The sequence below is a fragment of the Tatumella sp. UCD-D_suzukii genome (genome assembly GCF_000611875.2).
GTDB classification, from domain to species: Bacteria; Pseudomonadota; Gammaproteobacteria; order Enterobacterales; family Enterobacteriaceae; genus Tatumella; species Tatumella ptyseos.
The window spans coordinates 140,087-162,925 of the sequence record NZ_JFJX01000007.1 but is presented as its reverse complement, the minus strand read 5'-3'; the positions used below and the strand labels follow the sequence as shown (position 1 = coordinate 162,925).

18 protein-coding genes are annotated in these 22,839 nt (G+C 51.0%); 5 read left to right on the top strand and 13 right to left on the bottom strand.

Annotation, left to right across the window (positions count from 1 at the left end; translation table 11 throughout):
- Window positions 1-121 precede the first annotated feature (121 nt).
- Window positions 122-922: a MetQ/NlpA family ABC transporter substrate-binding protein gene (locus CG67_RS03530; protein WP_025901610.1), complete on the top strand. Its 801-nt coding sequence runs from the start codon at window positions 122-124 to the stop codon at window positions 920-922.
- Between the two features lie 199 nt (window positions 923-1,121).
- On the opposite strand, the gene CG67_RS03525 is transcribed toward CG67_RS03530, so the two are convergent.
- Window positions 1,122-2,240 carry an ABC transporter substrate-binding protein gene (locus tag CG67_RS03525; protein WP_025901609.1) on the bottom strand — a complete coding sequence of 373 codons (1,119 nt, stop codon included), beginning with the start codon at window positions 2,238-2,240 and terminating at the stop codon, window positions 1,122-1,124.
- 168 nt (window positions 2,241-2,408) lie between these two features.
- Window positions 2,409-3,662: a dicarboxylate/amino acid:cation symporter gene (locus CG67_RS03520; protein WP_025901608.1), complete on the bottom strand. Its 1,254-nt coding sequence runs from the start codon at window positions 3,660-3,662 to the stop codon at window positions 2,409-2,411.
- Between the two features lie 365 nt (window positions 3,663-4,027).
- Here CG67_RS03520 and CG67_RS03510 point away from each other — a divergent pair, with 365 nt between their 5' ends.
- Entirely contained in the window at window positions 4,028-4,747 is a 720-nt protein-coding gene (locus tag CG67_RS03510) for a dienelactone hydrolase family protein (protein ID WP_025901606.1), read from the top strand.
- Between the two features lie 66 nt (window positions 4,748-4,813).
- On the opposite strand, the gene fecA is transcribed toward CG67_RS03510, so the two are convergent.
- The 3 genes from fecA to fecI all read right to left on the bottom strand — a co-directional run bounded on the left by fecA (window position 4,814) and on the right by fecI (window position 8,750).
- The gene (gene fecA, locus CG67_RS03505; RefSeq protein ID WP_305809599.1) at window positions 4,814-7,108 is read right to left on the bottom strand and encodes a TonB-dependent Fe(3+) dicitrate receptor FecA; all 2,295 of its coding nucleotides are present in this window, start codon (window positions 7,106-7,108) and stop codon (window positions 4,814-4,816) included.
- Between the two features lie 161 nt (window positions 7,109-7,269).
- The gene (fecR, locus tag CG67_RS03500) at window positions 7,270-8,229 is read right to left on the bottom strand and encodes a ferric citrate uptake sigma factor regulator FecR (protein ID WP_025901604.1); all 960 of its coding nucleotides are present in this window, start codon (window positions 8,227-8,229) and stop codon (window positions 7,270-7,272) included.
- On the bottom strand, window positions 8,229-8,750 hold the full coding sequence (gene fecI / locus CG67_RS03495; RefSeq protein WP_025901603.1) for a ferric citrate uptake sigma factor FecI: 522 nt from the start codon (window positions 8,748-8,750) through the stop codon (window positions 8,229-8,231). Before fecI ends, fecR begins: the two co-directional genes overlap by 1 nt.
- A gap of 175 nt (window positions 8,751-8,925) precedes the next feature.
- Between fecI and CG67_RS03490 the strand changes: the two genes are divergently transcribed.
- Entirely contained in the window at window positions 8,926-9,672 is a 747-nt protein-coding gene (locus CG67_RS03490) for a 5'-nucleotidase, lipoprotein e(P4) family (protein WP_025901602.1), read from the top strand.
- A gap of 168 nt (window positions 9,673-9,840) precedes the next feature.
- Here CG67_RS03490 and CG67_RS03485 read toward each other — a convergent pair whose 3' ends face one another.
- The 6 genes from CG67_RS03485 to yihA all read right to left on the bottom strand — a co-directional run bounded on the left by CG67_RS03485 (window position 9,841) and on the right by yihA (window position 17,580).
- On the bottom strand, window positions 9,841-10,443 hold the full coding sequence (locus CG67_RS03485; protein WP_025901601.1) for an NUDIX domain-containing protein: 603 nt from the start codon (window positions 10,441-10,443) through the stop codon (window positions 9,841-9,843).
- A 368-nt stretch (window positions 10,444-10,811) separates the two neighbouring features.
- Entirely contained in the window at window positions 10,812-12,452 is a 1,641-nt protein-coding gene (locus CG67_RS03480) for a GMC family oxidoreductase (RefSeq protein WP_025901600.1), read from the bottom strand.
- Window positions 12,449-12,982: a sugar dehydrogenase complex small subunit gene (locus CG67_RS03475; protein ID WP_025901599.1), complete on the bottom strand. Its 534-nt coding sequence runs from the start codon at window positions 12,980-12,982 to the stop codon at window positions 12,449-12,451. Before CG67_RS03475 ends, CG67_RS03480 begins: the two co-directional genes overlap by 4 nt.
- Window positions 12,969-14,360 (bottom strand): c-type cytochrome, encoded by a 1,392-nt coding sequence (locus tag CG67_RS03470; protein ID WP_371190662.1) that lies wholly within the window; start codon window positions 14,358-14,360, stop codon window positions 12,969-12,971. Before CG67_RS03470 ends, CG67_RS03475 begins: the two co-directional genes overlap by 14 nt.
- A 385-nt stretch (window positions 14,361-14,745) precedes the next feature.
- The gene (locus CG67_RS03460) at window positions 14,746-16,089 is read right to left on the bottom strand and encodes a carbohydrate porin (protein ID WP_084764889.1); all 1,344 of its coding nucleotides are present in this window, start codon (window positions 16,087-16,089) and stop codon (window positions 14,746-14,748) included.
- An 858-nt stretch (window positions 16,090-16,947) separates the two neighbouring features.
- Window positions 16,948-17,580 carry a ribosome biogenesis GTP-binding protein YihA/YsxC gene (gene yihA / locus CG67_RS03455; RefSeq protein WP_025901595.1) on the bottom strand — a complete coding sequence of 211 codons (633 nt, stop codon included), beginning with the start codon at window positions 17,578-17,580 and terminating at the stop codon, window positions 16,948-16,950.
- A gap of 452 nt (window positions 17,581-18,032) precedes the next feature.
- Between yihA and yihI the strand changes: the two genes are divergently transcribed.
- The gene (gene yihI, locus CG67_RS03450) at window positions 18,033-18,545 is read left to right on the top strand and encodes a Der GTPase-activating protein YihI (RefSeq protein WP_025901594.1); all 513 of its coding nucleotides are present in this window, start codon (window positions 18,033-18,035) and stop codon (window positions 18,543-18,545) included.
- Between the two features lie 228 nt (window positions 18,546-18,773).
- Entirely contained in the window at window positions 18,774-20,147 is a 1,374-nt protein-coding gene (hemN, locus tag CG67_RS03445; protein ID WP_025901593.1) for an oxygen-independent coproporphyrinogen III oxidase, read from the top strand.
- Between the two features lie 41 nt (window positions 20,148-20,188).
- Here the strand turns inward: hemN and glnG are convergent, their stop codons facing one another.
- The gene (gene glnG, locus CG67_RS03440; protein WP_025901592.1) at window positions 20,189-21,598 is read right to left on the bottom strand and encodes a nitrogen regulation protein NR(I); all 1,410 of its coding nucleotides are present in this window, start codon (window positions 21,596-21,598) and stop codon (window positions 20,189-20,191) included.
- A gap of 7 nt (window positions 21,599-21,605) precedes the next feature.
- The gene (gene glnL, locus CG67_RS03435) at window positions 21,606-22,655 is read right to left on the bottom strand and encodes a nitrogen regulation protein NR(II) (RefSeq protein WP_025901591.1); all 1,050 of its coding nucleotides are present in this window, start codon (window positions 22,653-22,655) and stop codon (window positions 21,606-21,608) included.
- Window positions 22,656-22,839: the final 184 nt, after the last annotated feature.

The window sequence follows — 22,839 nt, the reverse complement described above, 5'->3', positions numbered from 1 at the left end:
CCGTCGTTCACCGGACGAAATGAGGAGCAGGCTGAGCTAAAAAGCACGAGCACATTTTTAGATGTACAGACGTCCAGACTTCCTTTATAGTGCCAGTAAACTGATACAGGGAGAGTTTCCAATGAAAAAGATATTACTGACGTCGGCCATCGTTCTGTCTGCCTTATTACTGAATGCCTGCAAGCAAAATGATCAGGACAGCGTAAAAGTCGCGATTAACACCGGGCCGGACCAGCAACTCTGGGACACCGTAAAACAGGTGGCTAAGCAGAAATATCATCTGGATGTTCAGGTCATTGCATTTAATGATTATGTACAGCCGAATGAAGCCCTGCTGAATAAAGATGTGGATGCCAATGCCTTCCAGAGCGTACCTTATCTGAAAATGCAGGAGAAAGAGCGCGGTTATCCATTCGCAATTTTAGGTAAAACCTTTATCTTCCCAATCGCAGCCTATTCTAAAAAGATTAAAAATATCAGTCAGCTTCCTGATGGCGCGACGATCACGTTGTCGAATGAAGCTACCACTCTGGGACGCAGCCTGCTGCTGTTACAGGCTCAGGGACTGCTGAAGGTAAAACCGGAAGCCGGCTTATTGCCGACGTTACTGGATATCACCTCTAACCCGAAACATCTGAATATCCTGCAGGTGGATACGCCACAGCTTGCCCGTACGCTGGATGACCCGAAAGTCTATCTGTCGGTGATTAACAATAACTTTGCCTCGCTGGCCGGGTTATCTGCGTCACGTGATGGTCTGTTTATGGAAGGGAAGGCATCGCCTTACCTGAATGTGCTGGTGGTACGTAAAGATAATATTAACGACAAGAAACTTCAGGAACTGAAAGAAGCTTTTCAGTCTCAGGAAGTTCTGGATAAAGCGAATGAAATTTATAAAGGTGATGTGATTAAAGCCTGGTAATTTCGAGCGTTATCCCCCTGTCGCATGGCGGCAGGGGGGCGTCTCCTCCCTGATTTCCTGTCCCCCGGCAACAGCCTGATGCATCTGCTGCCTGCCTCTCCGAAGGTGTCCCTGGCCCGGCGAAGATCTCACGAACGAATAAAACAGGTAGCTGGCGGATCACCCCGTGGCGGGGAAGCTAAAGCCACGGGGTGCTGCCTTACTGAGAAACCCAGAAGGTTCCGGAGGTCTTCAGACCCATATAGTTCTGATGAATATTTTCCAGGTCTGCCTGCGGATCAATATCCTTAAATAACTGTGGATGCAGGAATTTAGCGATAGCTTCTACCGCGACCACATTGGAAGGCAGATCATAGAACTGATGGTAAATGGCCAGCACATGATGATTCTGCGTTGCCTGCAGGACGTTAAATCCGGTCCGGTTCATCAGTGCTGCCAGTTTCTCTTTGGCGGCACCGGACGGGAGACCGTAGCCCAGTGGAATTGACGCCGATGCTTTGCGATTTCCCTGCCAGTCTGCACCGGTCAGCAAATAGAAGTCCGGATTGAGGGTAATAATTTTTTCCAGGGTGACATCGCCGCCCATCCCGTCAAACAGCTTACCGCCCAGGTTAATTCCCCCTGCCGCCTGGACAAATTCGCCCATGCTGCCCTGACCGAAAGTGCTGCAACAGAAATCACCGAGGATGCCGGCACTACGCTCGATAAACACCGTCGGGCGCTGTTGGGGGCTGAGGGTAGCGACGCGTTTCTCAATCAGCGACATTCTCTGACGATAGAAATCCAGATAGCGTGTTGCATTTTCCTGCTGATGGAAGACTTCACCCAGTAGCTCGATGCTTTTTGCACTGTTCTGTAACGGTTTCTGCCGGAAATCGATAAAAATATACGGGATATGCAGGCTGTTAAGCTTATCCATCACCCCTTCATCCTTTAGCTTACTGACCAGACCGATATCAAAAATGACCAGATCCGTTTTCCGGGCAACGGCATTCTCGACGTCAAAGGTGGTGGTGTAAGGGTTACCAAACGTAGGGATCTTCTTCAGAGCAGGAAAGTTGGAAGCAAACGCCGTCATAATGTCCGGTGATTTCTTCTTTAAGGAGTCATCCCAGGCAGCGATGCTGGACGAAGGGTCGCCGTTAAAGATGATGCTCATGGCCTCAATCGCACGGGCATCTGCCAGCATAATATGATGAGGCACGTCCGGAATATTGACTTGTCTGTTAAGCAGGTCGGTCACTGTCTCTGCCAGGGTCGGCGCGACCGGTATCACCATCATGGCTAATGTAAAAATGATTTTTTTTGCAAATTTCATTTCAGTTGTCTGCCTGTCTGTTAGCTAAGGAGTCCCGTCATCCCGGGAAGGGGTCCAATTTAACAGAGGTGATGGCAGAAAGGGACCCGGGAAATGTCAGACAGAGTGTCAGGAAGCCTTGCCGGGAGACACTGTTCACCCCTTTTCCGGGGATGAACAGTGCAGACATTATTTACCGTTCAGGGTGTCATGCATTTTTTGCTCGTCCAGCTCACCCACGCGCTTAGCCACGAAAATTGTCGCTACGCCGTTACCAATCAGGTTAGTCAGAGCACGGGCTTCAGACATAAAACGGTCAATGCCCAGAATCAGTGCCAGACCGGCGACCGGGAGTGTACCCACGGCAGAAAGTGTGGCTGCCAGAACGATAAAACCACTGCCGGTCACGCCCGCAGCCCCTTTCGATGACAACAGCAGGATCACCAGCAAGGTTATCTGATGGAAAATATCCATATGCGTGTTGGTCGCCTGGGCAATAAAGACCGCCGCCATCGTCAGATAAATCGAGGTGCCATCGAGATTAAACGAGTACCCCGTCGGGATCACCAGACCTACCACAGACTTCTTACAGCCCAGCGCTTCCATTTTATCCAGCATGCGCGGCAGGACGGATTCGGAGGAGGACGTTCCCAGCACGATCAGCAGTTCATCTTTGATGTAGCTGATAAATTTAAAAATATTGAAACCTGTGTAGCGGGCAATCGCCCCGAGAACGATAACGACAAACAGAATACAGGTAATGTAGAAGCAGATAATCAACTGGCCCAGTTGTAACAGAGAACCGATGCCGTATTTCCCGATAGTAAATGCCATTGCCCCGAAAGCACCGATCGGCGCGAGGCGCATGATCATATTGATGATGCCGAAAATCACCTTAGAAAAGTGTTCAATGACATTGAACACTAACTGGCCGGTATTCCCCAGGCGATGGAGGGCAAAACCGAATAAAATGGCGAACATCAGGATCTGCAGAATATTACCGCTGGCAAAGGCTCCGATAACGCTGTTTGGAATGATATCAAGGAGGAAAGGCACGACTCCCTGACTCTTTGCCTGTTCGGCATAGGTGGCGATGGCCGAGGCATCCAGACTGGCGGGGTTAATATTCATACCACCACCGGGATTGGCAATATTGACGATAATCAGCCCGATAATCAGTGCCAGGGTGCTGACAATTTCAAAATAGAGCAGTGCAATCGCCCCTGTCCGGCCGACGGCTTTCATACTCTCCATTCCGGCAATGCCTGTCACGACAGTACAGAAAATCACCGGTGCTATCACCATTTTAATCAGTTTGATAAAGCCATCCCCGAAAGGCTTCATCTGTGTTCCGATGTCCGGATAAAAATGACCCAATGAAATACCCAATGCAATGGCGATGATCACCTGGATATAGAGGCTGCTGAACAGCGTTTTTTTCATAATGATTCCAGTCTTATAAGTATGACGTTTATTTTTATAGTCGCTATCAACTACGCGCTAAAAAGTAACAGCATGTTAATTAAAAGCAAATAACATCACAGTGTTAAAGTAAAAATTGGTAGTTTTATGAACTGACTCGCTTCAGTGTGTTCATTCGGGGATCATACCGTTTACCGGTATCTATAATCCGCAATGGGGATGAAACGGGAATTTTCTGTCTGTGGCATATTATTAAAACAGCACAGATGCTTATAACGGGAATTTTTGCACCGGAAGCGATTATCAGTCATGGTGTGTGCACGGCAGAGCGCCTGTACCGCGTGACAGAACCATTTTTACGTTTATTCACCTGATCAGGAAAACATATGAGCCATATTCAATCGAAAAAAATCGTTTATCGTGACAACAGCACCGACTTAGAAGGTATCCTGGTATTTGATGCCAGCAGCAAAGTTGCGGTACCAGGCTTAGTAATGGCCCCTAACTGGATGGGTGTCACCGATGCTTCTGTCTCACTGGCAGAGAAAGCGGTGGCTCAGGGGTATGTTGTGCTGATTGCCGACCTGTACGGGCAGGGCAAACGTCCGTCTTCCGCAGAAGAGGCCGGTGAAATTATGATGACAGTTAAAAATACCCCGCAGGAAGTCGGACGTATGGCGCTGGCGATTGATGCCCTGAAAGCACAGACCGAGGCACCTGTCATTGCTGAGAAAATTGCGGCCTTCGGTTTTTGTTTAGGCGGACACAATGTCCTGGAACTGGCACGCAGTGGCGCGGATATTAAAGCGGCCGTTTCTTTCCACGGCGGACTGGATACCTGCGGTCAGTATGATGCGAAGAAGATCCAGGGGTCCGTCCTGGTGCTGGATGGGGCCGGCGATCCGCTGGTACCTCGCGAACAGCTTCCGGCCTTTGCGCAGGAAATGCTGTCTGCTAACGTCGACTGGAAACTGCACAGCTATAAAGGTGCTGTTCACTCCTTCACGGATGTGAACGCGAATGTTGAAGGCGTTGCCGAATACAATGCGGATGTCAGTGACCGTGCTTTTAAAGCGATGTTTGCTTTATTAGCTGAAGTCTTCTGATATTGCTCCCCCGCGGGCATCATCGCCCACGGGGGAAAGTCACCGACTCTTTTTCCTGCCAGGGGATTATAGTTTCACTGAAGCCTGCATGTAGAATGTGCGCGGCTCACCGGCATACAGCCCTTTATTGTTATCGTCATAAGAACGGACAAAATACGGCTGATCGAACATATTTTTGACCCCGAAGCCCACCTTCAGATTTGAATAACGCGGGCCAAAATCATATCCGACACGAGCGCCCCACAGCATATAACCGGCAATACGCCCGGTACTGCCATCGGCACTTTCTGCCACGGTATTGGCGTTATCGGCGAATTGTGACGACTGATACTCACCGTTCAGATTAAAACGCCATTGCCCCGGAGTGTAATCGAGGCCCACGACCCCTTTATGTTTCGGGGAAAAGGGCACCTGATTACCGTAAGTCTCCCCATGTTCAAGGATCACAGCATTCACATAGGCGTAGCTGGCATAGACCGAAAGATCATCCAGTGCCGGAGACAGCGCTGACATATCATAACGGACCTGAGATTCCAGCCCGCTGTGACGGGTTTTTCCGCGGGCCGTGACAGAGTCAGTAATCTGGTCTGAGTCATACTGATTATTGAAATTAATCAGGAAGATCCCGGCTTCAGCACTCAGATAACCATCATCGTATCGGGTTCCGGTTTCCCAGGTCCGTGCTTTTTCCGGCCCGATACTCCCGCTGCTGACCGCTTTACCAATCTGACTATATTGCACAGTACCGAACGAGCCTTCGGTATTGGCATACAGGTTCCAGCTATCGGTAAGATGATAGAGTACGCTCAGCGCCGGTAACGGTGCGTTATAGCTGATTTGCTGGTGTGTATGAGTCAGAGCATTATTCTGAAACGACTCGATATGCTCAAAACGCATTCCCGGGGTAATCGTCCAGTTACCCATATCAATACGGTCATCGGCATAGAATGCATGGGCTTCTGTGCCTGAGCGCGTATCCCGGTCGTACGGGCTATAGGCGGTCGGTACGCCCCCACCGGTCGTGGGTGTGTAGTAACGCATTTCATGGCTGGATTCGCTGATATAGCGGTAACCGACACTGATTTCCTGAGCAACGCCGCCATCAGACAGGAAACTCTGACTGTAGCGTGGCTCAATACCTCTTACCCAGTACTCCCGGGGGGAAAGGGTGATCTTCTTACCCTGTTCAAGATAGCCGCTTCGCAGTGTATGCGTGAGGAACCCCTGCACATTAAATTTATGCTGCGTATCCGGCTGGTACTGATAACCGAGACTGGCAAGTTCTCTGCGTCCCCAGAACTGATCGTAAGGACGGGTGGACTGCCAGCGATTGGCCTGGTAGTCGGCCCGGCTGAGGCCTCCCGGCATGTCGGCCCGGCCATCGTAATATTGCAGCAGGCTGTTAAACGTATTGACACCGTCAGGCGCGTAGCGGCTCTTGAGCATAATATCATCGATACGGGTCGCACTATGCTGGCGCCAGTCGCTGCCCCGGGTCCCGGAATAGAGCAGGGCACTGCCGAAACCGTTATCAGCGGTGCCGCCGACCATCAGGTTATGGGTTTCTTTCGGGCTGTTCTGTGATGAGGTCGGGCTGAGCATACCCTCGACTCCGGCTTCTATCCCGAAGGTTTTCGGGATAGCCCGGGTGACATAGTTGACGACCCCGCCGACACTTTGCGGTCCGTACCGCACTGCACCGCCATCCCGTACCACGTCGACTGCATCCATGTTCCCCAGAGATACCGGTGCCAGAGACAGTTGCGGCTGCCCATACGGGGCATATGGCACAGGAATGCCATCCATCAGTATGGTTGAACGTGTTGCGAGACGCGGATTTAATCCGCGAATACCAAAATTCATCGCCAGGTCATCGCTTCCGGTCCCGTTATTGTCAGGTGCATTCACGCCCGGGATACGGTTCATGACATCGCGTATTGTGGTTGCTCCGGTTTTAGCAAAATCCTGTCGGCGGATAACATCGCGGGCACCGGGATGTTCAAAGACATCACTTTCACGGGCCTCTCCGAGCCAGTCACCCACCACGGTCATTGAGTTACCCTGAATAGCGGGAACAGGCTCCAGCGTCCAGCTGCCGGGACCTAATGCTTTGGCCTGTAACTGGCTTCCGGTCAGCAGTGCCTGCAGGCCGTCTGCGACCGTGTAGTCACCCTGCAGGCCATGACTTTGCTTGCCGCGGGTTAGTTCTGCCTTCACGGATAAAGTAATTCCGCTCTGCGCGGCATACTGGTTCAGCGTGTTATCCAGAGAACCCGCCGCAAGCTGATAGTGATGCGTTAGCGGGGGAGAAGCCGCGAAGCTACCGGTACTGAACAGGCCCATCCCGCTGAACAGGCTCATGCGCAGCCAAAGAGCCAGAGAAGGTGATTGCCGCGATCTTCTTACGGATGCGCTGTCTGAGGTCGTCATACTCTCTCCATCATAATTTTTAGTATTCACTGATGAAGTCGTATGAGAACGTCAAAAGGACAAAAGGAAATGATAATTTTTATTATTATCGTTCAGCTTTTGTTGCTGATGACGATAACGTACTGTGTCAGGGTATGGATAGTCACCGGCAGTGTTGCCGAAATGGCCGCCAGGGTGGCTTTAAGATTGAATGCCGGGAAGGTACCGCTCAGACGAAACTCCCCTGCGGTGCCTGTACAGCGGATCAGTCCGCGATGATAACGGGAGAGTGTCGCCACCACCTCACTCAGCGGTTGATCACTGAAACTGAGGGTACCCCGTTGCCATCCGGTTTCTTGCGGATCTGCCGGTTGAATCGCTGAAAAAGCGTGGCGGGTAAAGCGCAGACTTTCCCCTGCACATACCAGCCTGAACTGACCGGGGGCATCCGGTAACCGGACCTTCACCGCATGCTCACTGACCGTCAGTAGTGTACTCTCCTCGTCTTCCCGGACGGAAAAGATTGTCCCGAGAGCCGTCAGCAGCCCCTGGCGGGTCAGCACCCGGAACGGACGGTGCAGGCTGTCTTTACCGGTGGTAATGGCAATATCACCATACAGCAGCCGGATCAGACGTTGCTGCTGGTCAAAACGAACATTGACTGCACTTCCGGTATTCAGCATCAGAGTCGAGCCGTCAGCCAGTTGCTGCTGCATCATCTGTCCTTTCGCCGTATGGTAATCGGCCCGCAGACCTTCAGCCATCTCTGAGCGCCATAACGGCCAGCCGGTGGCAGCACCACCGAAGAGCAGAAGGAGGCCTTTCAGCACCGAACGACGTGTGGCTGGTGGGTCTTTCAGTAAAAAACGACCGGTTCCGGCGGGCAGATCGGTGATTTGCTGACGCAGCGATTCAACCTGTTGCCATGCCCACTGATGGTCGGTATGACCGTTCACCCACTGCTGCCATTGACGGGTCTGCTGTGGGGTCACCTGCGGATCATTGAGCTGAGCATACCAATGGGATGCCGAGCGTAGTGCCCGCCGTCTGGCCTCTGTCAGCGAACTCTGCATTACAGCCCATTCTCCAGCCGGAAGAGCAGACAGTGCTCAGTGGCTTTGGCGATATATTTCTTCACTGAACTGACCGATACGCCCAGGACTTCTGCAATATCGCGATATTGCATGCCGTCCAGCTGAGAGAGCAGAAAAGCCTTACGGCTTTTTTCACTGAGAGTATCCAGCATGCGATCGACCTGTTGCAGGGTCTCCAGCTGGATCTGGCGGATTTCTTCTGACGGTTGCTGCGCTTCCGGCAGAGAGGCCAGCATCTGTAAATAGCTTTGTTCCAGTGCCTGGCGGCGGAAAAGGTCAACCATTACCCGTTTCGCTACGGTACAAAGAAAAGATTTCGGGTCGCGGATAGTGGGTATTGTATCTTTCCCGAAAAGCCGTAAAAAAGTGTCATGCGCAACGTCTTCGGCATCAAAAGCGGAGTGTAATTTCCGGGTAAGCCAGACCGTTAACCAGCCATGATGTGAATGATAGAGTTTATCCAGCGTCAGGGCAGCAGAAGAAATGGCGGAGTCAGTCATGGCATCAGGCGTCACAGGTTAAGATCAGGCTGCATATTAATATGAGAATAGTTATCATTTCAATGACGGGATACATTTATCCTGGCGGGGGATAGCCCCGGTGATTTGCGTTGGTCATAAAATTGTCATACCGTCAGTGTAGTCTGCCCGAAAATATTCAGAGAGAGCGAACATGATGAAAAATAAGTTAAAAATCCTGCCCCTCATTTTACTCCCGCTGGTAAGTTTTTCTTCCCGAAGTGCTGATGTCCCTTCAGTCTGTGCCCCGAAAACCTATGAAATGGCACTCCGTTATCAGCAGAAATCTGCAGAAATTATGGCCCTGCAGTTGCAGACCTATAAATTTGCACAGCAGACCTTTCAGGCAAAAGTCGCCCGACTGGCGGACCCGGAAAAAGCGGCAGTGGTGATGGATTTAGATGAAACCGTGCTGGACAATACGCCGTTAATGGTCAGGGATATCGAAAATTGCCACGATTTCACCCGCTGGGATACGTGGGATGCATGGGAGAAATCGGGACATCCCGGGCTTATCCCAGGCGCAAAAGCGTTTCTGCAGGCCGTGAATGCGAAAAAGGTGCATATTTTTTATGTCTCCGATCGCAGTCAGGCGAATAAAGCACAGACTCTGGCATTACTCCGTTCGCTGGGGTTACCTCAGGTATCAGAAGATAATGTTATGCTGGATACCGCATCTAAGCAGGTCAGACGCGCCACCATCCGTCAGCACTACTCCATCATTATGTTATTCGGTGACAGCCTGCCGGATCTCTCAGCGCAATTTAAGAATAAAAAAACAACCGAGCAGCAGCGTCAGCTGGTCGCAGAGAATGAAGCACATTTTGCGGATGACTGGATTGTGTTACCGAATGCGGCCTATGGTTCCTGGACGGATGCCACATTGACCCCCTGGAAACAATGAGGGCATAAGGTCGATACTTTATTTATCACAGACTGACCGGGATCCCCATGTGAAGTAAAGAATGTACCGGTGCTACGACCGGTATCCGATACCTTTTCTGGCCGGTCTTTCATAAAATTTTCCCGCTTACCCTGTCCCTCTTGCCTGATTTCAGGGGGGCAGGCATGATTACTGGTCAATAGAGGGTGACATTAACTGATTCAGGGCCGCGTACTGCAGCAGCATAATAGTTTTCCCGTCATTGATGGTACCGTTGTTCATGGCCTGCATAGCCTCGGTAAAAGGCATTTCAAGCACTTCCAAATCTTCGCCTTCCTCTTTCAGTCCGCCTCCCCGCGAAACCCGGTCTTCCGGGTGATATTCCGCGACAAACAGGTGTAACTTTTCGGTGACCGATCCGGGACTCATCCAGGCCTCAAAGACTTTCCTGACGTGACTTATCCGGTAACCGGTTTCCTCTTCAGCCTCCTGACGTACACGGGACTCAGGGTCTTTTGCTTCCAGCAATCCGGCAGCGACCTCAATCAGCATGCCTTCGCCGCCATTAATATACGCGGGCAACCTGAATTGGCGGGTCAGTATTACGGTGCCTTTCTCGCGGTTGAAAAGTAACACGGCCGCACCGTCACCGTGATCATAGGCTTCACGATTTAACCGCTGCCACGAACCGTCATGGCGCTGAAAATCAAAGGTATATTTCTCCAGCAGATACCAGTCATCAGAAAGCGTTCTGACATCGACTATCCGGACTCTGTCATTCGGTGATTTCACTGTATGGCCTCCATCGGGTGGTTTGCCGGGAAAATAACCCCGTCATTCTGTACTTTTTACAGGCAATCAGTGTAGCGGGGAGGGGGAAAATGTCATTATAAAAGACGTTTTGTACCCGGATGGCAGCGCCGTGGGGGGTGACAAACCGGAGATTCGGACATACCTGTAGCCATTTCATGGCCCGGACGTTGCAATAGGTTCCATCATCATAGGCCAACTGTTCTGTACAGGCAGAGAGTTCTGCTGCGCTAACCCGCGGCTGCCTCCGGAATACCTGGATCTTATATGACCGGAACAAGCGGTTTTGCCTCCGCAGATGACCCCGGGCTGTACAGATACCGGGCCTTCACCGGCCCGGTATCTGAGCGTTATACCAGGTTGTTTTTGAGCAGGTGATCTGCCAGCCTCAGCGTTAACGCCGCCCCGGTCAGGGTTGGATTCATACAGGAGGTGGAAGGCATCACACTGGTTCCGGCGATATAGAGGTTCGGATGGTCATGAGTCCGGCAATCTGAATTGACGACCGAATTCTTAGGATCATCACCCATAATTGTGGTTCCCATGATGTGCTGACGATCCTGATAGCTGGTATCAATTTTCAGTATTTTTCCGCCGAGTAGTTTTGCAAAGTTAGCAAAATCTTTCAGCCCTTCATTTTTACCCGCTTGCCAGTAATCGGTGACACTATAAGAGAGTTCCGGCAGGGGAATACCAATAGCATCTGTTTTGGTTTTACTCGGTACGATGCGGTTCTCTGGCAGCGGTACTGTTTCAAAATCGATAGCAAAGTTAAGTGAACGTGCAGATTGTCTGCGCAGCTCAGCATCCAGTTCTGATCCCAAAATCCCTTTGCTGATCAGCGAAGCTGCATAGTCTGCCGTAGGCACGGTATTACGTACTTTGATTTTGTAACTTGGAAACTGTTTCCTGAATTCCCCGTCACGGTTATTCAGATACACCAGTAATTCTGTCGGTCCCTGCCCGGGCCAGACATCCTCATCCATCATAAAATTCATACTGATGCCGGTATGTCCCATCAGGTTCCGTCCTACCTGATCTGAGGAGTTAGCGATACCTTTAGGGTATTTTTCAGAGACAGACATCAGCAGAAGTTTTGGCGATTCAATCCCGTAAGCCGCGACAATAAAGACATTTGCCGTCAGGGAGTGCTCTGACCGGTCCGGCTTCCTGTACCAGATACGGGTAATTTTACCGCTGTCATCGGCTTCAATGTTATAAACGACCGAGTTATCCAGTAATTTCGCTCCCAGGCGTTCTGCTTCATCGATGTGACGGGTACCGTCATATTTGGCTCCGATTGGGCAGACCGGGTTACAATTATTATTTCCGGCACATACCGGACGATTCCCCCATGGACGGGTGGCCCTGCCATTTGGTTCAAGCACCGGGTTGTAGCCTCCCTTTCCCAGTAATTCACTGAGGCGGTCAAACATATAACTGGTGGGTAGCCCGGGCATCGGAAACGGTTTTGAGCGCGGCGGCCAGGCTTTACCCCCATGTCCGCTCTCATCCTGCCCATCGACGCCGGATACACCAAGCTCATATTCTGCATCGCAGTACCAGGGCTCCAGGTCATCATAGCTCAGAGGCCAGTCACGGCCATGGCCGTACAGGCTTTGTAACCGGAAATCATTTGGGATCATTCGCCACAGGGCGGAACCAAAATGCCAGGTCGTTCCGCCCACCACCCGCAAATACTTGGTAGGATATTTGACCGGGCCGACCTGCTGTAAATAATCGCCATAGGTCGAAGGCACATAGGGCAGGTCAGGATAAGGTGATCCGACACCTTGCAGTTTCATATTAGTCAGAGACATTTTAAACGGTGAGTTACGGAAGCGTTCCACAATCTCCTGTCGGGTGACCCTCGGGCCAGCCTCGACAATAATGACGGATTTACCGGCCTGCAGCAGCCGTGTTGCCAGTAATCCGCCCATGACACCTGACCCGATAATAATAACATCTGCATCTGTCGTCGTCTGACTCATACTTCCGGCCCCTGATGTGCGGGTTTATTATCAACGGCAGCCCAGGAAATCGGGCCACTGCCATACGTGGGAACCACAAGAATGCCCTGTGTTGGCAGGTACATCATGGCTTCTGCATAGGCGATTAGCTCCAGTTTATCGTCATTCCCTACAACTCCCCGGTACCAGGCTGAGATAACTTGTGAGGCTGCCTGACGGAGATCAGAATTCACAGGATTATTCTGCAGAAAATTATCAATATTCCGGTATTTTCCCGGCCGGATATCCTGCTGTAACAGGGACAGTTTCTGATCAAAATTTGCATCATGACGATGCAGGCCATCAAAATAACGTTGTGCCAGCACAGGATTTACCCGCCGGTTTACCAGGAATTCCGACAGCGGAATAAAACCGCTGTCATGTAAACCGGCAGCCGCGGCACGATACGCAGGGAACAGAGAACCGCATAATCCGGCAACCGAAAGTACTCCAATCCCTTGTAATAAATGCCGGCGGGAAATACCGGAAGGGGGGGGATTATTTACGGACATGTTTCCTCCTTTTACGCAGAGCCAGCAGGATCAGCACGAGGATCACTATCACGCCGCCTGCCAGTACTGCCGGGTTAGCCAGCCGGACAATGATCGGCGTCGGACCGCCTTCCCGCACCGTTTTGACCTGATCTGCCGTCACGGACAGTGCGGCATTACCGTGGTGTTTCAGTACATAGTTAGCGACATCAGCGACCTGTTGATCATTCAGTCGTTCAGAAAAAGCCCCTGCGGGGCCAAAAGCTGGCATCGCGATGTACTGCCCATCCGCATGGCGATGTACGCCAAACAGGATCGTAGCGATCAGATTGTCCGGTGTTGTTGCACCGGTGGCGCTGTTATGAAACAGAGAAGGATAGAACTGACTTCCTTCGCCGTTTGCCTGATGGCAGCTGGCACAGGTGCTGCTATAGATTTGCCAGCCAGCATCCGGATGAGCCACCGAACGTAATGTGTTTTCAGTCTCTGACGGTTTCCCCTGATCAAAGCGTGATACCGTCGCCGCTGCTCCGGAGGGGGGCACCTGGCGGAGCCAGGCGACGATGGCATGCAAATCATCATCGCTAAGATATTGCAGGCTATGATCAATGGCTTCAGCCATCGGGCCAGCGGCCTGCGCCTTACCATTAACATGGCCGGTTTTCAGATAACGATATAGCTCATCATTGCTCCAGCTACCGATGCCGGCGGTTTTATCAGAGGTGATATTCGGGGCATACCAGCTCCCCAATTGACTGCCAGACAGCGCTTCACTGTTTTTCTGCCCCATCATAAAATTACGTGGCGTATGACAGGTATCACAGTGCTCCAGAGCATTGACCAGATAGTTACCCCGGTTGAGCTGCGCCGATCCCTGAGTATCGGGAGTAAGACGCTGATTATCAGCAAATAACAGGTCCCATAGCGCCATGGTGCTACGTATTGAGAACGGGAAAGGCAGGTGTGTCGCCGGAGCGGCTTTATTGACGGGGTTAACATCATGCATAAAATACTGATAAAGCGCGCTTATATCGCTATCAGTCATTTTACTGTAAGAGGTATAAGGCATCGCCGGATAGAGGTATTCCCCTTTGGCATTCACCCCTTCGCGTACGGCCCGGGCAAAGTCTGCCTCACTGTAATTACCGATGCCGAAGATCTTTGATGGAGTAATATTGCTGGCGATAATATTTCCCATGGGCGATGAGACAGCATACCCGCCGGCCATCGGTGCCCCTGAAGGTCCGGGTGAGTTATGACAGGCACCACAGTCGGCAGCAATTGACAGATATTTTCCCTGCTCAATGACTGATGCTGCGGCCGGGGTATCTGCAGCTTGTGCCGATTTACCTGCCAGCATCAATAGGCTGAGAATCAGAGCCAGACTCGATCGTCTCAATTTACACTCCTGCACATGACTAAGTTATCAATCACTGCCCCGAACACCGGGACTGCCGATCCCGCGGCCAGCGCCGTAGAGGGAAGTGAAAAAAGCATCCTTCGTGATAAGAAAAATAATGCGTACTCTCAGGTCCCGGCCAAACCCGGGGATAAGCCATTGAACAGGTTATCCGGCGAGGTAATTACCTTAAAAATAGTCATCATGCTAATGTTTGCAACGAATATTATTAACAATTTGTTAATTTAATCGCAAAATCTACAGGGGGGGGGAAATAATATTGTAACCGGTGATATACCCCTGCCAGACGATGCGGGGTCTCGCTGGCAGAGGGGGCATGCCATAAAAAAGGCAGCCGGAGCTGCCTTTGATGCCGGTGGATATTTTAGAAATTGACGTTCGCGCTCAGGCCACCAATAAAGGCATTCTGTACCTGGCTGACCGCGCCGGGGGCGGCGACCAACTGCAGATTCGGACGTACCTGTAGCCATTTCGTGACCCGGACGTTGTAATAGACTTCATAATCATCTTCCGAACCGCTCTGTACAGGCAGATAGGTCGGACGGGTATCGCTATTCACGCCCTCAGCACGGTTTTCATCACGCAACATGCGGGAGTAGCTTGAGTTCACGTGGATACGGGCAGCACCGACCCCGATTTCATCTTCCGGGCGGGCATCAAAAGGACCTTTCCAGGTGAATGAAACGGCCTCGTAATTATCGGTTTTCGACGTCCGATGGTCATTCATCACAGCCTGTAATGTCAGTGTTAACCCACGATCTGCGCTGCCATGCCAGGTGGTCAGTTGCTGTTGAGCCACCAGGTAACCGCCATAAGCATGGGCGGTATCGCTATACCCTGTGTTGTGCCATGAGCTGTAAACATTGTCACTGGCTGACGAGTAGTAATAACCCAGACGATAGTTGCCAGGTAAGTGATCCGGACCCAATGCCGGCTTCCAGCCCAGCTCTACCGGCACCATATTGCCGGTCGTCGGGCTGAACTCCAGACGGAAACCGTCACCGCGTTCGGTGTTGTAAGGGGTCTGATTATACAAACCGACCTGCATAAAAACGTCCGGCGTAATATTCAGCTTAACCCGGCTACCCCATTGGGAAACCGGCCAGTTAAACCAGTGATCACCACGCCAGTTACCGGCCTGGCCATTTCCGAAAGCCAGGTTCTGGAACTGACTGTCGATCACATCAAAGTCTTCTGCGACAGTGAGACGACCGGCCTTGATATCCAGACGATGATCGAAAAAGCCTTTTCTCAACCAGAACTGGGTCAGACGCCAGGTCTGGCCCCGTCCCCAGACTTCCTGAGGAGATGACAACATGCCCGCCTGCGGATCACTGATATGATCGCCCAGGTTTTGCCCGTCACGATTGGTGACGGTGAACCGGAATTCGGTATCCTGCCAGTTGAGGAGTTTTTGCAAATCGAGGTCGACTCCGAACCCCCACTGGTCACTGTAACGGGCGGTAGTTGAGGTGTTATAGCCTCCTGCCAGGTTCGCCGCATTTTCCATGGTGTAGTTAACCTGGAAATCTACGCCTTTCTGTTTCAGTTGGGTGCGTGTCCCGCCCCAGTCACCGGACATCCAGGGCGAGCCATTACTCAGGGCATCGGCTGCTGAACTGACGGACGGAAATACTGATGTGCTCAGCAGCGCCAGACTGAAGATAAGAGTGTTATGAGAGAGCCTGTGCATTGTTTTTTTTTTCATGATAATAATTCTTATAAAAAAGGTATTTTCTTACTTTATGGGTGTGATTGCCTTTTTATGAATATCGTGCTCAGAAGAATTTTATTATTTAAAATTCAGAGAAGGTGCACCAATATCTATCGTTATATTAAAAAGCCGATCCGCGTATCCCATGTTTTTGTCTTTGCCGGCCAGCAGGGGGGCTGCTTTATCCTGTATTCCGTTTTGCCAACGGAGGATGGCGAAAGCTCACTATTTGTGGCGACGCCTGCCGGGGAAAGGCGGGGGCTACTATACAGTAAAATCTGCATAAGTTAATTAATTGTTGATTTGTTTTGTTCTTAATGTTTTATAAATGGATCGTGGTGTTGTATTTTCAAGGAAGGAAAAGGGATCATATTTTCGGAACATATAAAAATGTACTGTTTTTCACACTATTCTTAAGGAAGGTTATTATTTTCAATGGGTTGTGTTTTTCCGGTTTCCGGGGGAGCAGGCCGTTTTCAGGGGGCAGGGGTAAATAAACGCGATAATTCACGAATAAGAAATGAAAACCTGAGGGAAACAGAAGAAATATTATCTTTATTACGTGACAGGTGTTTATTATGCGGATAGCCCGCGATATTTTTTTATTTTATATTTTCTGATTAATAAGGCGTCAAAAGTATTAAAAAAAGAGCAAGAAAGTGCTTTATTGGGTCCGGAAAATCAGGTACATTTTCAGACGTAGGGTACAGAGGTAAGATGTTCTATCTTTCAGACCTTTTACTTCACGTAATCGGATTTGGCTGAATATTAGCCGCCCCGGTCATTTCGGTGATCGGGGCGTTTTTTATGGAAGATAGTGCGAAAGTACCGTCAGGAAGCCATATGCGGGAATTAAACTTCGGCGTTATCTCCGGCACTGATCGAATAAGTGCTGAACCACTCGTCCAGTTTATTTTTTAATTTATCAACGCCAATTTTCTTCAGTGAAGAAAACATCTCTACCTGAACGTCGCCTTCAAAGGATTGGCTGTGCTCACGTACCAGATTCAGCTGTTTTTTTCTGGCGCCAGAAGCCAGCTTATCGGCTTTGGTCAGTAATACCAGCACCGGAATATGGCTGTTAACGGCCCATTGCACCATTTGCTGATCGAGATCTTTCATCGGATGGCGGATATCCATAAGAATGACCAGTCCTTTTAATGAATCCCGCTTTTGCAGATATTCAGCCAGCGCGCGTTGCCACTTCAGTTTCATCTCTTCCGGGACTTCCGCGTAACCATAACCCGGTAAATCCACCAGCCGATAGCCGTCAGCAACTTCAAACAGGTTAATCAGCTGGGTCCTGCCGGGGGTTTTACTGGTACGTGCCAGCGACTTCTGATTGGTTAACGTATTTAACGCACTGGATTTACCTGCGTTAGAACGTCCGGCAAAAGCCACCTCCACACCACTATCGACAGGCAGATGGCGAATGTCCGGGGCACTGGTAACAAAGTGGGTAACGTGATAATTCCATCCAGACAAGGTCAAACTCCGCATAATAAGGTCAGGGTAATAACGGGAGTATACCTGTTATGGCGGCAAAGTGCCTGTATACAATGTGATCCGCACCCGATTTGATCGCGGGTGGCACCCGGCAGGATCGGTCATCAGTGAACGGGGGATATCCGTTACCCTGTTTTCGCCCTGTTATTGGCCTGGAATCCAGCTCACACGGGTGTGTAATCCCCTGACCCTGTGAGTTTTTCCTGCTATTGTTACGGAACAGGTGAACAGCCTTGCGGTTTACTCAGTGCTGATCTGCGGGGGAATAAATACCGGTTACCGGGCGACAAAACCGGCTTCGGGTATCAGCATGGGAGCACCTGGTTCTGATAAATGTGCGATACCCGCAGCTGTCGCTTTTTAATTATGCTGGTTTCTGCTAGATTCCGCCGCAATTCTATACTAAAGAAAAACCATTGAGACTGAACACCATGAAACAACCTGCCAAAGCACCGCGCGGTAAATCCGCACCTCAGCGTAAGACGCGCGCCGAACTGAATATGGAAGGCCGTGACCGTCAGCGGCAGAAAAAACAAAAAGGTCTGACAGCCGGTAACCGTGCAAATCCTGCGAATGATCAGGGCAAGGGTAAAGGGAAAGACAAAGCGCTGAACGACCCGCGTCTGGGCAGTAAAAAGCCGGTTCCTCTGGTCGCTGAAGGTGCTGTGGCCGCAAAACCGGTGGTTAAACGTCGCGAAGCGGCACCTGCCCTCAGTGCCCGTGAAGAACTGGCCGCGCTCGAAAGTAATGAGCGTCTGGATACGTTGCTGGATCAGCTGGAGAATGGCGTAAAATTATCTGCAGAAGAACAGACCTGGCTGGATACGACGCTGGACCGTATTGAAGTCCTGATGGAAAAACTGGGTATCGATCTGGATGAAGACAGCGAAACGCAGGATCCTGAAGCAGAAGAAGATATGTACAGGTTACTTAAGGGTAACTAATCAGTTTTCCGGGGTGCAGAGTGAATTTTGTACCCTTTACTGAGAATAGTTAATCATGCTTTGGCCAGGATCAATTTTAGCGCTGTTGTATGCGTGTTTTCTCCTGTTCTTCTTCGGTAAACTACGGCGTCTGTCACGATTGAAATCGCGGGTGCGTCGCCGATACCGGCCCCCTTCTCCCGGAGTTGCGCGATCTTCTTTCAGAGCCCGCCACCGGAAGGAGTAAGTATGTCTGTACCTCAGATTGAATGGGATCAGCCATTAATCGAAAAATATAATTATTCCGGGCCGCGCTATACATCGTATCCCACTGCTCTTGAGTTTGATCAATGCTACACCGAACAAGACTTTTTGCAGGCGGCCGGCCGCTATCCGCAACGTCCGCTGTCTCTCTATCTCCATATCCCGTTCTGCCATCGACTATGTTATTTCTGTGGGTGCAATAAGCAGATCACCCGGCAAGGGCATAAAGCGGATCAGTATCTGGATACGCTGGAAGCTGAGATCCTGAAACGCGCACCTCTGTTTCGTGACAGGACAGTGACACAGATGCACTGGGGCGGGGGTACACCGACATTTCTGAATACTGCTCAGGTCTCACGTCTGACGGCCTGCCTGAAAGCGAACTTTTGTTTCTCTCCGGATGCTGAAATTTCTCTCGAGCTGGACCCGCGCGAAATTGAACTGGATATGCTCGATCACCTGAAACAGGAAGGTTTCAACCGGCTGAGCATGGGGGTTCAGGATTTCAATAAGCAGGTCCAGAAACTGGTTAACCGCGAGCAGGATGAAGACTTTATTTTTGCCCTGATGGCACGGGCAAAAGCACTGGGTTTTGTGTCCGGAAACATTGACTTAATTTATGGATTGCCGAAACAAACCCCGGAAAGTTTTGCCTATACCCTGCAAAAGGTCCTGGAATTACGTCCGGATCGCCTGAGTGTCTTTAATTACGCCCATATGCCGGAGCTGTTTGCCGCTCAGCGAAAGATAAAAACGGCTGATCTTCCTGATGCCGCTCAGAAACTGGCTATTCTGCAGCAGAGCATTACCACCCTGACGGAGGGGGGCTATCAGTTTATCGGCATGGATCATTTTGCCTTACCGGAAGATGAACTGGCGATAGCGCAGCGGGAGGGAGTATTACACCGGAACTTCCAGGGATACACGACACAGGGAAATACCGATTTACTGGGTCTGGGCGTCTCGGCCATCAGTATGATCGGGGATACTTATGCGCAGAATCATAAAGTGCTTAATCAGTGGCACCAGAGTGTTTCAGAACAGGGGACGGGGCTCTGGCGCGGAGTCAGCCTGGATACCGATGATTGTCTGCGCAGGGAAGTGATTAAAGCCCTTATCTGCCAGTTCTCGCTGGATATTCGCCAGACGGAACAGCAATGGGGGATCGATTTCAGTGACTATTTCTCAGAAGATTTGCAGTTATTAACGCCTTTTATCCGCGATGGTATGGTCATCAGGGAAGGGGATTGTCTGCGGGTGACTGCCCGGGGGCGGTTACTGATCCGTAATATCTGTATGTGCTTTGACCGGTATCTGCGTAATACCGTCCGGCAGCAGCACTTCTCACGTGTTATCTGAAACAACCGGCAGTCTGGCTGCCGGTTTTCAGAAGAGGGGGATTATTCCATCCCCAGTTCCTTCAGTTTCCGGGTCAGAGTATTCCGTCCCCAGCCTAACAGACGCGCGGCCTCCTGTTTATGCCCCTGGGTAAAGCGCAGGGCTGTCGTCAGCAGCGTTCTTTCCATTTCCGGCTGGGCATCGGATAACAGGTTTTGATGACCGGAACGTAATGCCCGGTCAGCCCATTGCGCCAGCAACGTTGCCCAGTTATCCGGTGACGAGGTGACCGGAGTCTCCGCCGGTGTGGTTTCAAATAACTCCGGAGGCAGATCCTGAATCAGCACTTCCTGTCCGGCAGCCATGACGGTCAGCCAGCGGCAGGTGTTTTCCAGTTGCCTGACGTTCCCTGACCAGTGCAGGCGTGTCAGTGCCGCTTCGGTTTCCGGATGCAGGATCTTTGTTTCCACCTCAAGCTCCCTGGCAGCCACTTGCAGGAAGTAGTGTGCCAGACGCGGAATGTCCTCCCGGCGTTCACGCAGCGGCGGGAGGTGGATACGGATCACGTTCAGACGGTGGAATAAATCTTCACGGAATTTCCCTTCCTGAACCCGTAATTCCAGATTCTGGTGGGTCGCGGCAATAATACGGACATCCACTTTGACCGGGGCATATCCCCCGACCCGATAAAACTGACCATCAGCGAGTACGCGTAATAACCGGGTCTGCACGTCCAGTGGCATATCACCAATTTCATCCAGGAACAGCGTACCGCCGTCCGCCTGCTCAAAGCGCCCCTGACGAACCTGATTCGCTCCGGTAAATGCCCCTTTTTCATGTCCGAAAAGTTCTGATTCAATCAGGTCTTTCGGGATAGCGGCCATATTCAGTGCGATAAACGGTGACTTTGCCCGCGGACTATGACGGTGTAAGGCATGCGCCACCAGTTCTTTCCCCGTACCGGATTCCCCGTTGATCAGTACACTGATCGATGAACGTGACAGACGACCGATAATACGGAAGACGTCCTGCATGGCGGGTGCTTCACCGATAATATCGGTGGTCGGTCCGCTGTCAGGATGGTTTCTGGGTTGCTGTTGTTCCTGATAATGGCTGATGGCCCGCTCGACGAGAGCGACGGCTTCATCGATATCAAAAGGCTTGGGCAGGTAATCAAAGGCCCCTTGCTGGTAGGCACTGACCGCAGCATCAAGATCAGAATGTGCCGTCATTATGATGACCGGCAGCATAGGATGACGTTTTTTAATTTGCTTGAGTAGTTCAAGGCCATCCATACCCGGCATGCGGATATCTGACAATAATACGTCCGGCGTTTTACTGGCGAGTGCATTCAGTACGTCGTTTCCGTTTTCGAACGCCGTACAGCTGACACCGGCTCCAGTGAGCGCACGTTCAAGCACCCAGCGGATGGAGCTATCGTCATCGACGATCCAGACTATCCCTCGTTGCATGGTAACCTCACTGGCGAATAGGCAGGAAAACCGAGAATTCGGTATGTCCTGGCCAACTGTTAAATTCTATTTTTCCTGAGTGCTGGTCAATCAGGCTACGGGCAATGGATAATCCAAGGCCGGTACCTCCCTCACGTCCACTCACCATGGGATAAAATAATGTATCCTGCAGTTGCTGGGGTATGCCCGGGCCATCATCTTCAATATCGATACGGGCAACCAGACGGTAACGCACACCGTGTAAGGTGAGCTGAAATGCGGTACGGGTACGCAGAGTGATGGTCCCACCCGCCTCACCTAATGCCTGCAGAGCATTCCGTACTACGTTCAGTAATACCTGTTCTATCTGATCCGGGTCGTGGGCCAGTTCCGGCAGACTGGGATCATAATCTCTCACCAGAGAGACATTCTCCGGCAGTTCCATCGACACCAGATTGACAATACGTTCAGCCACCTGGTGAATACTCTGAGTCACGTGCATGCCTGGCTGCTGCGGGCCCAGTAACCGGTCAACCAGGTTACGTAAACGATCAGCCTGCTCGATAATGACTTTGGTATATTCATTGAGCGACGGGTCCGGAAGTGCCCTGGAAAGCAACTGCGCTGCTCCGCGTAATCCTCCCAGTGGATTTTTTATTTCATGGGCCAGTCCACGGACTAAGTCTCTGGCGGCGACCTGTTGTGCATGCTGAATCTGTTCCTGGCTCAGGCGGCGCTGGTTATCCATCGGGGCCATTTCCAGCAGGATTTTTTGATCAGGAAACGTCTGTGCGGTCAGGGACATAATGTGCGCTCTGCCATCCACCACTATCGTCACTTCACTGTCAGTAAATCCCAGACCTGATTTCAGGCTTTCCTGCATCACATCGATATTCAGAGAGAAATATCCGGTCAGTTCCGGTAATGGCGTACCAAAAATTTTACGGGAACTCTGTGCCAGTAATTGTAATGCAGCCGGGTTCGCATAATGGATGACCAGATTATCATCGACCACTAACACACTGTTGATGAGAGAGTTGAGTATCTGCACGGCATCGTGTTGTGTGTTGGCTATCATTTTTCCATCTCCGCGTGACCAGATAAAGCCCGTCAATGCCGTATTCCGGACTAAAACATCAGTTGATACGGGCTGTTGTCTGTCTGCCCGGCAATGAAAGGCGGTTAACTGGCAGTATAACCAGCATGAAATAATTATTACACATTGAAATTACTGAGAAAAAAGCCCATCCGGAGATGGGCTG

Coding starts and splice junctions, on each gene's coding strand:
- fecR (WP_025901604.1), bottom strand. CDS start 8,229: ATGCAGAGTTCGCTGACAGAGGCCAGACGGCGGGCACTACGCTCGGCA.
- yihI (WP_025901594.1), top strand. CDS start 18,033: ATGAAACAACCTGCCAAAGCACCGCGCGGTAAATCCGCACCTCAGCGT.
- CG67_RS03480 (WP_025901600.1), bottom strand. CDS start 12,452: ATGAGTCAGACGACGACAGATGCAGATGTTATTATTATCGGGTCAGGT.
- CG67_RS03530 (WP_025901610.1), top strand. CDS start 122: ATGAAAAAGATATTACTGACGTCGGCCATCGTTCTGTCTGCCTTATTA.
- CG67_RS03475 (WP_025901599.1), bottom strand. CDS start 12,982: ATGTCCGTAAATAATCCCCCCCCTTCCGGTATTTCCCGCCGGCATTTA.
- hemN (WP_025901593.1), top strand. CDS start 18,774: ATGTCTGTACCTCAGATTGAATGGGATCAGCCATTAATCGAAAAATAT.
- CG67_RS03490 (WP_025901602.1), top strand. CDS start 8,926: ATGAAAAATAAGTTAAAAATCCTGCCCCTCATTTTACTCCCGCTGGTA.
- glnG (WP_025901592.1), bottom strand. CDS start 21,598: ATGCAACGAGGGATAGTCTGGATCGTCGATGACGATAGCTCCATCCGC.
- CG67_RS03525 (WP_025901609.1), bottom strand. CDS start 2,240: ATGAAATTTGCAAAAAAAATCATTTTTACATTAGCCATGATGGTGATA.
- fecI (WP_025901603.1), bottom strand. CDS start 8,750: ATGACTGACTCCGCCATTTCTTCTGCTGCCCTGACGCTGGATAAACTC.
- CG67_RS03520 (WP_025901608.1), bottom strand. CDS start 3,662: ATGAAAAAAACGCTGTTCAGCAGCCTCTATATCCAGGTGATCATCGCC.
- CG67_RS03510 (WP_025901606.1), top strand. CDS start 4,028: ATGAGCCATATTCAATCGAAAAAAATCGTTTATCGTGACAACAGCACC.
- glnL (WP_025901591.1), bottom strand. CDS start 22,655: ATGATAGCCAACACACAACACGATGCCGTGCAGATACTCAACTCTCTC.
- fecA (WP_305809599.1), bottom strand. CDS start 7,108: ATGAGCCTGTTCAGCGGGATGGGCCTGTTCAGTACCGGTAGCTTCGCG.
- CG67_RS03460 (WP_084764889.1), bottom strand. CDS start 16,089: ATGAAAAAAAAAACAATGCACAGGCTCTCTCATAACACTCTTATCTTC.